At 38.0% G+C, this 12,884-nt stretch carries 13 protein-coding genes; 2 read left to right on the plus strand and 11 right to left on the minus strand.

The window, feature by feature from the left end:
• The 8 genes from B3D98_RS11855 to mutY all read right to left on the minus strand — a co-directional run.
• Positions 1–893, minus strand: an 893-nt coding sequence (locus B3D98_RS11855) for an ABC transporter permease (RefSeq protein ID WP_288583159.1), incomplete at its 3' end; no start/stop codon positions are given.
• A 225-nt stretch (positions 894–1,118) separates the two neighbouring features.
• Positions 1,119–2,735: an ABC transporter substrate-binding protein gene (locus tag B3D98_RS11860; RefSeq protein ID WP_048394768.1), complete on the minus strand. Its 1,617-nt coding sequence runs from the start codon at positions 2,733–2,735 to the stop codon at positions 1,119–1,121.
• A 30-nt stretch (positions 2,736–2,765) separates the two neighbouring features.
• A complete protein-coding gene (locus B3D98_RS11865) occupies positions 2,766–3,746 on the minus strand; it encodes an ABC transporter ATP-binding protein (protein WP_112116672.1) in 981 nt (326 codons plus the stop codon).
• On the minus strand, positions 3,721–4,734 hold the full coding sequence (locus B3D98_RS11870; RefSeq protein ID WP_288583163.1) for an ABC transporter ATP-binding protein: 1,014 nt from the start codon (positions 4,732–4,734) through the stop codon (positions 3,721–3,723). Before B3D98_RS11870 ends, B3D98_RS11865 begins: the two co-directional genes overlap by 26 nt.
• Positions 4,735–5,030: 296 nt before the next feature.
• Positions 5,031–6,776: an ABC transporter ATP-binding protein gene (locus tag B3D98_RS11875; RefSeq protein WP_288583164.1), complete on the minus strand. Its 1,746-nt coding sequence runs from the start codon at positions 6,774–6,776 to the stop codon at positions 5,031–5,033.
• A 179-nt stretch (positions 6,777–6,955) separates the two neighbouring features.
• A complete protein-coding gene (gene ntdP / locus B3D98_RS11880; protein ID WP_004230486.1) occupies positions 6,956–7,507 on the minus strand; it encodes a nucleoside tri-diphosphate phosphatase in 552 nt (183 codons plus the stop codon).
• A 318-nt stretch (positions 7,508–7,825) separates the two neighbouring features.
• Entirely contained in the window at positions 7,826–8,005 is a 180-nt protein-coding gene (locus tag B3D98_RS11885) for a gamma-type small acid-soluble spore protein (RefSeq protein WP_004230485.1), read from the minus strand.
• Positions 8,006–8,082: 77 nt separating this feature from the next.
• Positions 8,083–9,132 carry an A/G-specific adenine glycosylase gene (gene mutY / locus B3D98_RS11890; protein ID WP_048394777.1) on the minus strand — a complete coding sequence of 350 codons (1,050 nt, stop codon included), beginning with the start codon at positions 9,130–9,132 and terminating at the stop codon, positions 8,083–8,085.
• Between the two features lie 197 nt (positions 9,133–9,329).
• Here mutY and B3D98_RS11895 point away from each other — a divergent pair, with 197 nt between their 5' ends.
• Positions 9,330–10,316: a metal-dependent hydrolase gene (locus B3D98_RS11895; protein ID WP_054549020.1), complete on the plus strand. Its 987-nt coding sequence runs from the start codon at positions 9,330–9,332 to the stop codon at positions 10,314–10,316.
• A 36-nt stretch (positions 10,317–10,352) separates the two neighbouring features.
• On the opposite strand, the gene B3D98_RS11900 is transcribed toward B3D98_RS11895, so the two are convergent.
• The 3 genes from B3D98_RS11900 to recX are packed head-to-tail and all read right to left on the minus strand — an operon-like array spanning position 10,353 to position 11,752.
• Positions 10,353–10,622 carry a YfhJ family protein gene (locus tag B3D98_RS11900; protein ID WP_048394780.1) on the minus strand — a complete coding sequence of 90 codons (270 nt, stop codon included), beginning with the start codon at positions 10,620–10,622 and terminating at the stop codon, positions 10,353–10,355.
• Positions 10,623–10,952, minus strand: coding sequence for a YfhH family protein (locus tag B3D98_RS11905; RefSeq protein ID WP_036076977.1), 330 nt, complete (start codon positions 10,950–10,952; stop codon positions 10,623–10,625). It abuts the gene before it with no gap.
• Positions 10,949–11,752, minus strand: a complete 804-nt coding sequence (recX, locus tag B3D98_RS11910) for a recombination regulator RecX (protein WP_036219262.1) — start codon at positions 11,750–11,752, stop codon at positions 10,949–10,951. The genes B3D98_RS11905 and recX overlap by 4 nt, the downstream gene beginning before the upstream one ends.
• A 205-nt stretch (positions 11,753–11,957) precedes the next feature.
• On the opposite strand from recX, the gene B3D98_RS11915 reads away from it, so the two are divergent.
• The gene (locus tag B3D98_RS11915) at positions 11,958–12,866 is read left to right on the plus strand and encodes a TIGR01777 family oxidoreductase (protein WP_103118836.1); all 909 of its coding nucleotides are present in this window, start codon (positions 11,958–11,960) and stop codon (positions 12,864–12,866) included.
• The last annotated feature ends 18 nt before the right edge of the window (positions 12,867–12,884 follow it).

Below are 12,884 nucleotides of genomic sequence, written 5' to 3' on the forward strand. Positions count from 1 at the left end.
TCCCTGAAGCCAATCGCATCATAAATATAACGACCAATTCCTGGCCAACTAAAAATCGTCTCTGTTAAAATGGCACCACCTAGCAGTAATCCAGTTTGTAGACCAATTACCGTTAACACAGGAATAACTGCATTCTTTAATGCATGCTTATAAACAACAATAAACATTTTTTGTCCTTTTGCTCTTGCAGTCCTTACATAATCTGAACGCATAACTTCCAGCATGGAGGACCTTGTGATTCTGGCAATGATAGCCATCGGAATCGTTGCAAGTGCTACTCCTGGTAATATTAATCGTTTTATAACTTCGATGAATTGATCAAAGCGGCCTTGAATAAGCGTATCCAATAAATAGAAATGGGTTATGGCGGTAATTGGATTTCGCACATCTTCTCGACCAGATGTAGGCAGCCATCCAAGCTTACTACTAAATGTCCATTGCTCCATCAATCCAAGCCAGAACACGGGTACAGATACACCGATTAACGCTATAATCATTGCTGTATAATCAAACCAAGAATTTTGGAACCACGCAGAAATAATGCCAGCATTCACACCAATAACAATCGCAATGATCATCGCAAATAGTGCAAGTTCGGCCGTTGCTGCAAAGTATGGGAAAATTTCTTCTGATACAGGTAGTTTCGTACGTAGGGAAACCCCTAAATCTCCCTGAAAAATACCTGCTAAGTAACTAAAATATTGTGTATACCAAGGCTTATCTAATCCTAAACTTGCGTTTAACGCCTCGACCGCCTCTTTTGTTGCCTGTTGTCCTAAAATAACTTGTGCTGGATTTCCAGGAATTGCCCGTATCAACATAAAGACGATAAAAGTCATTCCAAGCAAAACTGGGATTAGTTGAAGTAAACGTCTCCCCATATAGTGAAGCATTTTCATCACCTCTCTATGATTTTCATAATCTACTGTGAAGTCTTTATATACTGTTGAAAGGTTGAGCCTTCACTAAACGGTTTTGAATGTTTAGTTGAATTCTTTCATACAGGAAATAATCATTATCTTTACTTGAAAAGAATCTGCGAGATTTCCACGGCTTACCCGCAGAAAAGCAAGCAGATTCTTCACATTCCTTTGTTCAATTAAAAATGATGAAATTTACTATTGAATATCTACTGCATCTAAACGGTCAGAACCAGTAGGATGCGCAATGTAATTTGTAACTTTCTTGTTAGCAGCTAAAATTGGAATAGAGTGAGCAAGTGGAACCCATGGAGCATCTTCAGAAATAATTACTTGAGCTTGCTTATAAAGTTCATTACGCTTGTCTTCATCAATCTCAGTTTGAGCAGCTGTTAATATCTTGTGTAATTCTGGATTATCATAGAACGTATAGTTATTAGAACCAATATTATCGCCGTCTAATAACGTGTATAGGAAGTTATCCGCATCCCCATTATCGCCTGTCCAGCCAAGTAGGAATGCATCCGCTTCACCGTTTTGAGCTTTTTCTAAATACGTAGCCCATTCAAATGACACAATTTTAGATTTAATACCCACGTCTTCTAAGTTCTTTTGAATCGCTTCAGCCACTTTTTGTCCGTCTGGCATGTATGGACGTGGTACTGGCATTGCCCATAGCTCAATTTCCTTGCCATCGTAGCCTGCTTCAGCAAGTAATGCTTTCGCTTTTTCAGGATCATACGTATAGCCTGTCACTTCATCGTTATAACCAGAAATTACTGGTGGCATTGGGTTTTTCGCTGGCTCAGCTAGCCCTTCATAAAATGCATCTACTAATGCTTGTTTATCAATTGCATAGTTGACTGCTTGACGCACTTTTACATTATCAAAAGGAGGACGTGTAACAGTTAAACCAAGGTAACCAACGTTCATAGATGGACGTTCGATTAACTGTAAATTAGCATCACCTTCGATTGTTGCTTTATCAGATGGGCTTAAGCCATCAGCTACATCAATATTGCCTGCTAATAAATCATTTAAACGTGCTGAGTTTTCTGGAATAGAACGATAAATTACTTTATCTAATTTAGGATAGCCATCAATATAGTAGTCCGGGTTTTTCTCAATTGTGATTGAATCATTACGTACCCAGCTAACAAATTTGAATGGACCTGTTCCTACAGGATTTGCAGATAAACCTTCTTCATCTGCTTCAAATGCTGTTGGAGAAGCAATCGCAAATGGTGACATTGCTAAATTTTTCAGGAATGGTGCTTGAGGTTGACTTAACTTAAAGACAACTGTGTAGTCTCCCTCTGCAGTTACTGATTCAATTACTTGCTTATCACCAACGACAAATTGCGAACTAAAGTAAGGGTGTTTATCTGCACCTGTTTTCCAACGTTCAATATTTTTAACAACAGCCTCAGCATTGAAATCTGTGCCATCATGGAATTTCACACCTTCTTGTAGCTGGAAAGTATACGTTAAACCATCCTCTGATGCCTCCCATGATTTGGCTAAGCCTGGTTGAATTGTTACATCTTGCTCTCCGAAGTTTACAAGTGTTTCATAAATATTAGCTGTCACCGTGAAGGATTCACCGTCTGTAACAACAGCAGGGTCAAGTGCTACAGAATCTCCACCACGACCATACACTAAAATTTTTGGTTCTCCACTGCTAGCTGTATCGCCACCAGTTGAAGTATCTTTACTACCCGTATCCTTAGTATCTGAGCCGCCACAAGCTGCTAAGATTGTCGAGAGAATAAGGAGTAGCATTACACCTAAAGTCCAAAACTTCTTTTTCTTCATCGAATTTCCCCCTATGAGTTTTTATATCATTTAATGTTGGAGTGCCTCGTAAAGATGGCAAGCAACATAATGACCTGGTTTCACTTCTTGCATTTTAGGTACTACCTGTGAGCATTGATCCTTTTTAAACGGACATCTCGTATGGAAAGTACAACCGCTTGGCGGATTTGATGCACTTGGAATATCTCCAGAAATGATGATCTGTTCCCGTTCAAACGTAGGATCTGGAACAGGAACCGAAGATAAAAGTGCTTGTGTATATGGATGAAGCGGTTCAGCATATAAATCCTCACTCGCTGTCAGCTCAACTAATTTACCTAAATACATAACGCCAACTCGATTACTAATATGACGCACAACCCCTAAATCATGGGAAATAAAAATATAAGTTAGCCTTAAATCCTTTTGCAGCTTTTGCAATAAATTCAAAACCTGTGCCTGGATGGATACATCAAGTGCAGATACTGGCTCGTCCGCAATAATTAAGCGTGGATTGGTCATCAGGGCTCTAGCAATGCCAATACGTTGCCTTTGCCCTCCACTAAATTGATGCGGATAGCGTTTGATATGATATTCATTCAATCCAACAATCTCAAGTAGCTCCAACACTTTTTGTTTTCGCTCTTTGGCATTACCTATCCCATGAACAATAAGAGGCTCCTCTAAAATTTTGCCGATGTTATGGCGAGGATTTAGTGAGGCATAGGGATCCTGAAAAATCATTTGAATATCTCTACGTGCCTTCCTCATTTCGTTGTTGGATAATTCTGAAATCATTTTACCTGCGAATTCTATCTTACCTCCAGTGGGCTCTAGTAAACGCATTAATAAGCGACCCGTTGTGGATTTACCACAGCCTGATTCGCCAACAATTCCTAATGTTTCTCCTTCAAATACTTCAAAGGAAACATCATCTACAGCCTTTACATCCCCGGCATGTGAATTAAGGACTCCTTTTCGAATCGGAAAATATTTTTTTAACCCCTCAACCTTTAATAACGCTTTCGACACGTTGCTCCACCTCCTGTTTTTCTAGTAAAAAACATCTCGATTTATGATTCTCTGCTGCTTCAAATAAAGGTGGTGTTTCCTGTAAACAACGTTCCATTGCATATTGACATCGTGCTGCAAAACGACAGCCTACTTGAATATTTCCTGGTTTCGGTACACTTCCAGGAATGGAGTATAAATTTTCCTTTTTATAACGCATGTCAGGTACTGATTGAATGAGTCCTTGTGTATAGGGATGTTTAGGATTAGTGAAAATTTCATGAATCGGCGCCTCTTCCACTATTTGTCCTGCATACATAACAATCACTCGCTCACAGGTTTCCGCGACAACCCCCAGATCATGTGTAATTAACAACACAGCTGTATTCAATCGTTTATTTAAGTCTTTCATAAGCTGTAAAATTTGGGCTTGTATTGTAACATCCAATGCAGTTGTAGGCTCATCTGCAATTAATACTTGAGGATCACAGACAAGTGCCATGGCAATCATCACACGTTGACGCATACCGCCAGACAGCTGATGTGGGTAGTCCTTTAGCAATTCCTCAGCACGTGGTAGACCCACCAATTTCATAATTTCAACCGCTCTTGCAAACGCTTCCTTTTTCGACCATTTTGGATTATGGATTAATATAGCTTCCTTTAACTGGTCACCAATCGTGAACAAAGGGTTTAGCGAAGTCATTGGCTCTTGGAAAATCATTGCAATGTCTTTTCCACGTATTTTTTGCATTTGCTTATCCGTACATTTAGCAATATTTTTGCCATCTAGCAAAATTTCTCCACCCGTTATTTTACCTGGTGGTGATGGAATTAATCCCATGATGGACAGCGACGTAACACTTTTACCACTTCCCGATTCTCCTACAATCCCTAAAATTTCTCCTTCATGGACAGAAAAATCGATATCGTCTACAGCAGGAATTTGCCCATTATCTGTGAAAAAGGTTGTTTTCAAACCTTTTATTTCTAGTAGTTTTTTCCTCATGTGTAACGCCCCACCCTACCTATATTTTACTTAAATGTATAATAATATTAATAGAATACTATAACTTTCGTTAAATTCCTTATTTTCAGATAATTCTAACTAAAAATCCTTACTCTTTCAATCATTAATATTCTGCAAATTACATAGAATTTCTACAATAATCGCCTTCCATAATAATAAAATCTTATAAAGAGATAATTTTTTACATTTTTCAAAAAAAAATAGCCTTCCATTTTCGAATAAATGAAAGACCTTTTTTGAAAAAATTTCTTAAACCGTGTAATTTTCGGGAAATTTTAATCTAAGTGCTGTACTTGGAATAAATTATAATATGTTCCTTGACTGTCCATTAACTGTTCATGTGTTCCACTTTCGATTAATTGACCATGATCGATGACGAAAATCTTGTCAGCATGGGTAATTGTAGAAAGACGGTGCGCAATAATAATAGTTGTTCGTTCATGAGCAAGCTTGTCTAATGATTCTTGAATCAGTGCCTCACTTTCCAAATCTAATGCAGAAGTAGCCTCATCCAGGATTAGAATTGGTGGATTTTTTAAAAACACACGCGCAATGGCAACTCGTTGTTTTTGTCCGCCAGAGAGCTTTACTCCTCTTTCCCCAACCTTTGTGTCATAACCATTAGGCAGACTCATAATAAAGTCATGGGCATTTGCCGCTTTGGCTGCTTCGATGACCTGTGCATCTGTTGCATCTGGTTTCCCCATTAATATATTCTCTTTGACAGAGTCACTAAAAAGTATATTGTCTTGCAGGACAATACCAATTTGAGATCGTAAAGAATGTAAAGTAACATCCCGTACATCTTTTCCATCAATGGTCACTTTCCCGCTTGTTGTATCATAAAAGCGAGGAATTAAACTGATAATCGTTGACTTACCACCACCACTCATCCCTACAAAGGCAACAGTCTCCCCAGGATTTATCGTTAAATCGATAGCATCTATAATAGGTGAGCCAGTTTCTTCATATTGGAAGGATACATTGTGAAAGCGAACCTGCCCATTTGCATGTGGTAGTTCACCAGCATAGTCCTTATCCTTGACTTCATAAGGCTCATCTATTAAATCGAACATTCGATCCATTGAAGCGATTGACTGTGTTAAAGTTGTGGACGAGCTAACAAGTCGACGAAGTGGGCCATATAAACGTTCAATATAAGCAATAAAAGCAACCATTGTTCCAACTGAAAGTGACCCATTTATTACTTGATAGCCCGCATAGGCTATAACTAGTAATGGTGCTACATCTGTAATGGTATTCACGACAGCAAATGATTTTGCGTTCCACTTTGTTTGATCAAGCGCTTTTTCTAAAAACTCACCGTTTGCTGAATCGAACAATTTTTGTTCATGCTTTTCTAAAGTAAAGCTTTTAATAATGCTCATACCAGCTACACGTTCATGTAAATAGCTTTGTACACCTGCAAGTGCTTGAGAACGTTTCCGTGTCAAATCTCTCAATTTGCCAAAGAAGTATTTCACACTGAAAGCATAAAATGGAAATGCGACCAACGCTACTAGTGTTAGCTTCACATCCATGGTTAGCATAATGGCAATCGCAATTACAATCGTCGCCAAATCTAACCAAACATTCATTAACCCCGTCATGACAAAGGTTTTTGTTTGTTCAACGTCATTAATTACCCTTGAAATAACATCCCCTGCCCGTGTATTGGCATAATACCTTAAGCTTAAACGCTGTAAATGTGCATAAATTTCCTTACGAATATCAAATAGTACCTTGTTGCTTACGTGTTGTGCAAAATATTGTCGATAATACTCAATAGGTGGACGGATAATAAAGAACACAATAATAGTTCCACCTAGCCAATAAAATAGTTCTTTTGTTTTTTCTACATCTGTTAAGTCATCTGCTGCAATAATATCGTCTAGCACAATCTTAATGAGCAGTGGAATAAATAGTGGAATAGCAAATTTTACTATACCAATGATAATCGTTAAAATAATTTCCCATGTATATGGTTTAACAAAGCGCATATATCGCTTAATGCTTCCCAATTTATCATCACATCCTTACAAAAAGAAACAGACATCCGAAGATGAATGCCCTAAGTATTATAGCAATATTTTGATTAAAATACAGTTATGATGACTTTATAGCGAACTATTTTACCTTTACCTTAACAACACTCTGTCCCCTCCAATAAAAAAACACCTATTAGTTAAACTAATAGGTGTCATGATTGATCATCTGACTGCATATCAAGCTGGAACTTGTAACGATTTGTCCAGACATCGATGAAATCGGGTGCAAATGGTCCTCTTTTTTGTTGAATCCAGCTTATTAATTTATCGACATTGCGCTTTAAAATCTTATCTATGACATCAGGATAAGACATTTCCTTACGATGGAGCTCATATTCATCCTCGTCTAAAAGGGTATAAGACATGTCAGGAAAAACTTTAATATCTAAATCATAGTCGATATATTTAATGGCATTATTATCGAAAACAAATGGTGAGCTTAGATTGCAATAATAATACACACCGTCTTCACGTAGCATACAGATGATGTTAAACCAGTGTTCCGCATGGAAGTAGCAAATAGAGGGCTCTCTCGTTAGCCATGTACGACCATCGGATTCTGTCACAAGTGTCCGTTCATTCGCACCGATTACGATATTTTTCGTTCCTTTTAAAACCATCGTTTCTTGCCAAACACGGTGGATACGGCCATTGTGCTTATAACTATGTATTTGTATCGTTTCTCCTTCTACCGGTAATGCCATTTTGTTAGCCCACCTTTTCGTCTATGCTACCTAAATCTAGCAGTCTCTAGTATATTATAGCAATGTGTACGCGAAAGGTGTAGTTAGAAAACCACAAATTTCACTACGCTATTTTGAATTTGTATAAAATTTAGTCAATTATAAGCGAATTTTATTATAATGTCAGCTTTGATGGGATTTTTTAGTTAATGCCATAGAGAATTTCCTTTTAAGCTGACGATTTACTTACCTAAACAATTTAAAAGGGGCTGTCTTTTTCATCTTTTCGGATTTAAGACAGCCCCTTAGAGGTAAATGCAATTATGCAATTACAAAGTGTTACTCACCTAAATCTTGGTTAGTTTTTGAGAAACGGCCAGAAGCTGGAGCTTTCTTTTGCTCTGCTTTCGCATTTTGCTTTTGCACTTCATTTACGTCCGTTTCATAACCAAACTCTTCACTTTGACGTTGCATGTTTTTATTCGGTTGGAAATTTTGGTTGTTTTGTTTTTTCATCATTCATTCACCTCCACGCTAGTTATTGTGTACGGAGGTGATGACTTTTATGCTCATGTATCAATGATTTTAAGAAGGTTTTATTTTCCTGCCGTTTGCTTTTTTACTTCATCCCAAATTTTTAGCATAGGCACAGGCATCGGTAAAAGTTCTATTTGCTCACGATTTAGCCAATCACCTAGCTCAGTCGATTCGCATTTTATATAATAGCTATTTAAATGCCAAGTTAAATGTGAAAAAACATGTTTAAATGTAAGTAATTCATGTTTGGCTTGGACAATTACTTTATATTCCATTGTAAAGTTTTCTACCGAAGATTGGCTTGTATCAATCATTGGAAATTGCCATAGATTAGCTAGCAGGCCTTGCTCAGGACGTTGTTGCATTAAAAATTGTCCTTTGTCATTTTCATATACGAGAACATCATATGTGAGATGCTTCATTTTTATCTTTTTTGATTTGACAGGTAATTTTTCTGGTTCTCCCTCATTAAAAGCTGTGCAATACTCTCTGACTGGGCATAATAAACATTTTGGAGAGGTAGGTGTACAAATAAGTGCACCCAGCTCCATTAAGCCCTGGTTAAACGATGAAGCATGATCAGGATCAATTAGTTCCTCAACCGCACTTTCGAAAATTTTCTTCGTTTTGGGAATAGCTATATCTTCATGTATATCAAGCACTCTACTTAGAACCCGCATAACATTACCGTCAACTGCATGTTCAGGCTTATTATAGGCAATACTTAAAATAGCACCTGCAGTATAGGGACCAACTCCTTTTAATTTAGATATTTCATGGCGATTGTCAGGTACTATACCACCGTAATTTTCTATAACCTCACGAGCACCTGCTTGTAAATTGCGAGCACGAGAATAATAGCCAAGACCTTCCCAATGCTTTAATAAGTATTCTTGGGGTGCTTCCGCAAGCAAATCTAATGTTGGAAAACTTTCCATAAAGCGATTGTAATAAGGAATAACTGTGTCGACACGTGTCTGTTGTAGCATCACTTCAGATACCCAAATTTTATAAGGATCTGTTGTGTGTCTCCACGGTAAATCACGCTTCTCTGTGTTAAACCAGTCAACTAATGATTGTCGAAATTCTGTTACATATGGGTAATTCACAGTGACCTCCGTTGTTTTTACGATTTAATTTATGATGAAAAGGGTATACAATGAAGAAAAGAATATTCGTGGAAGATCGACAATAAGCGTCGCTTTCGCACGAGTGTCAGAATATTTCAATATACCTTTTATTATGTTCGAAATAAAGTTGTATGCACATTGTACTCGATTTTAATGCATACTAGGAGTGGATATTTTTGGATTCAGGTACACATTTCGTTATGGGTATTGCCCTTGGCGGTCTTGCATTAGCTGACCCTGTAGTAGCCAATCATTCAATGACTTTTACAGCAGTAATGGCAGGTACAATTATTGGCTCACAAGCTCCAGATGTCGACACTGTGTTAAAACTACGTAATAACGCCATCTATATCAGACATCATCGAGGAATTACACACTCACTACCAGCTGTAGCTATATGGCCTATTTTAATTACAATTGTTTTATCACTGATTTTGCAAGATGTGAATGTGTTACATTTATGGCTTTGGACATTTTTAGCTGTTGCACTTCATGTTTTTGTCGATATTTTTAACGCGTATGGTACACAAGCAATTCGACCTTTCTCTCGAAAATGGGTTGCGTTAGGTGTCATTAATACCTTCGATCCCATCATTTTTACCTTACATTGTGTAGGTATTGTGTTATGGGCATTTGGCACAAATCCAGTATGGACATTCAGTATCATGTACGTGGTTATCGTGATTTACTATATTTTGCGTTTTGCTGTGCAAAAAGCAGTAAAAAACGCGGTGCATCATACTATTCAAGATGAAGAATATGTCATTGTAGCACCTACTATGCGCTTCTTCCACTGGCGAATCGCAGCAAAGTCCAAAACTCATTATTATGTTGGCCGTGCTTATGGAAGGACTGTTAATATTTACGATAAATTCGAAATTAAGCCTTTGCCTAAAACTGCGCTTGTAGATGCTGCAATGAAAGATCCTAACTTAGCTGCATTTGTGTCTTTCTCTCCTATGTATCGATGGGAGATTTCCGAGCTTGAAAACGGCTTAATAGAAGTAAGGTTAATCGATTTGCGTTACCGTAGTGACAATCGCTATCCTTTCGTTGCCGTAGCACATTTAAATGATGCGAATGACATTATTACGTCTTACACAGGCTGGATCTTTACAGAAGATAAGCTACAGAAAAAACTACAAATTGGTGCGAGTAATTAAGCAGTAAACCCTGACCAATATTGGTCAGGGTTTTTATTATTGTACCATATCATCACTAGCATCTAGTAAATGTATATACTTCGGATTGCGCCCTGCAAAAGCATGTAGTTTATCACCATAGCTAGCAATTAATTGACGAACAAGATTTTCTGTATACTCTGCCCCACGATAATCATACCCTGCTTTCGCGGCAGTTGATTCAAAGTCACTCCATAACAACTCCACCCAAACCTGTGCCCGTCCAACAGACATCTGAGGATTCTTTGCAAGTAACTCTTGTGTTAGTTTCTCAATTTTTTCATCCATTTATTTGCCCACCTTTACTGGTGAAAGGATAGATACTGGTAGTGCCTCTTGGTACTTGTCTCCGCCTAAACGATGACCCCAAGCAAAGCGTCCCTTCAAATAATCTACTTGGAAAAACTCATTATCTGAACCATCAATACGATACATTTCTCCTGGAACGATTGTATCAAGATCCACTAAATAAGCCGCAGCCATTAAAGCTTTGCGTTCATAAACAGCAAACTCATTGATGATCCCTAGCTGTTCTGCCTTTCGAGCTTTCTCTTTTAGAAAAGCAATTTCCTCTCGCAATTCATGTTCAGACATAGCTGCATAATTTTTTTCACTCATTCTTCATTCTCCTTCTCTTCTATAAAACGATCTATTACTTCTATAGGAAAACCCTTTTGATAGAGCGCCTGTTTAACCTTCATTTTTAGCTCATAACCAGTATACTTCGATACGTACTTTTTCCAAACTTTTTCGCCTTGAGCATCAAGTAGCTGCTGCCAGTTGTCATCATCCTGCCCTATCTCAACTTGGCTAAGCACCTCTTCTACAATCGAGAAAGCATACCCTTTTCTTAATAAGTAATCCTGAATTTTGGTCTTAATCTGTGTTGGGGTCTTCTTGCTCTCCGCTCGAACAATTTTCTCTGCCAGTTGCTTCGCCAGTTTTACTTGTTCCTCAAAACTATATGTAGCAAGCACCTCATCCTGCAAGTTTTTCTCAATGCCTTTTTTGATCATGTCTTGTCTAATGGCTCTTGGTCCTTTTTTCATAGTAGCTTTCTTTGTATCAAGCAGAGCCTTTGAATAGTTTTCATCATTAATAAAGCCATAGGATTTTAACTTTTGGATTGCCTCTAACACTACAGCTTCTCCAAATTCTAAGTTGAGCAGTTTTTTCTTAACCTCATGCTCACTTCGCATTTGATATGAAAGGAAGTTTAACCCCTTATTAAATGCCTTACGTATCTCATCTTCATAGGCAATCTCTTGAATTTCGAATTCATCGAGCACCTTTCCCTTTGTTAAACCAAATTGAATGAGAATGGCTTCATCAACCGGAAAAGCATACTCTTCATTTAAATAGATATTATAGCGTTCAGGATTGTTTTTTTGACGTGCAATTTTTGTAATCATACGCATAGCAAACACCTCACTATTATCATTATAGCATTTCTTTAGGAGGGATCTGACAATTAGCACGGTTAATTTCCCTATGTTCGCGGGCATTCTCTTCCCTTCCACGGGTAAACTTTCTTCTCTGCAATTAATGCCTAAAGATGTTTACTTTTTGGTTACATGATAAACTTAAAAGTAAGCGTTTTATTCGAGAAAAGAGGTGCTTGTTATGAAAATAGTGATTGCAGGTGGCACTGGCTTTGTTGGAAATGCTCTTATACAGCTATTGCAGCACAACGGACACGACATTTTTGTCTTAACGCGTCATGAGTCAAAGCTAGAAAATGGCGTTCACTATGTTCAATGGCTACATCAGCAGGAGCAAGCTTTGGAAATCTTTGAAGGTGTAGATGCCTTTGTGAATTTAGCAGGTGTTTCATTAAATAATGGTCGTTGGACAAAAAAGCAAAAGAAAGCTATCTATTGGAGCAGAATGAATGCCACATTAGAGATTATACGTATAATGGACATGCTCACGATAAAACCAAAAGTCCTTGTCAATGCTAGTGCGGTTGGTATATACCCAACTTCCACACAAGCCATCTATGATGAAGATTTTACGGATTACGCAACTGATTTTTTAGGCACTACAGTCCACGATTGGGAGCGACATGCGAAACGAGCAGAAGCATTAGGTATTCGTGTGGCTCTTGCACGCTTTGGTGTCATTTTAGGTAGAAATAGTGGCGCACTTCCACCAATGCTATTGCCCTATCAAATGCATATAGGTGGAACGATTGGCTCTGGAGAGCAATGGCTTTCATGGGTACATATTGAAGATGTAGCACGTGCTATTTATTTCGCTATTACAAATGAAAATATTCATGGACCATTTAATATAACAGCCCCGCATCCTATGAGAATGAAGGAATTTGGTCAAACGATTGCCGAAGTCATGGGCAGACGTCATTGGCTGCCTGTTCCTAGCTTTGCGATGCGTTTAGCTCTCGGCGAACAAAGCACACTTGTTTTAGAAGGACAACAAGTGCTACCAACCCTATTAGAACAACAACATTTTATATTTAAATACCCTTATTTAAAGCAAGCACTTGAAAATTTGTTAAAGGCTCAAAATTAGAAAAAATTAAGTTGGATA

Origin of the sequence: Lysinibacillus sp. UBA5994 (genome assembly GCF_002429725.1) — a bacterium.
Classification (GTDB): Bacteria; Bacillota; Bacilli; order Bacillales_A; family Planococcaceae; genus Lysinibacillus; species Lysinibacillus capsici.

Excerpts from the sequence above, each read along its gene's own strand:
- recX (WP_036219262.1), bottom strand. The coding sequence starts at position 11,752 with ATGCGTATGATTACAAAAATTGCACGTCAAAAAAACAATCCTGAACGC.
- B3D98_RS11885 (WP_004230485.1), bottom strand. The coding sequence starts at position 8,005 with ATGATGAAAAAACAAAACAACCAAAATTTCCAACCGAATAAAAACATG.
- B3D98_RS11870 (WP_288583163.1), bottom strand. The coding sequence starts at position 4,734 with ATGAGGAAAAAACTACTAGAAATAAAAGGTTTGAAAACAACCTTTTTC.
- B3D98_RS11915 (WP_103118836.1), top strand. The coding sequence starts at position 11,958 with ATGAAAATAGTGATTGCAGGTGGCACTGGCTTTGTTGGAAATGCTCTT.
- B3D98_RS11905 (WP_036076977.1), bottom strand. The coding sequence starts at position 10,952 with ATGAGTGAAAAAAATTATGCAGCTATGTCTGAACATGAATTGCGAGAG.
- ntdP (WP_004230486.1), bottom strand. The coding sequence starts at position 7,507 with ATGGCATTACCGGTAGAAGGAGAAACGATACAAATACATAGTTATAAG.
- B3D98_RS11900 (WP_048394780.1), bottom strand. The coding sequence starts at position 10,622 with ATGGATGAAAAAATTGAGAAACTAACACAAGAGTTACTTGCAAAGAAT.
- B3D98_RS11860 (WP_048394768.1), bottom strand. The coding sequence starts at position 2,735 with ATGAAGAAAAAGAAGTTTTGGACTTTAGGTGTAATGCTACTCCTTATT.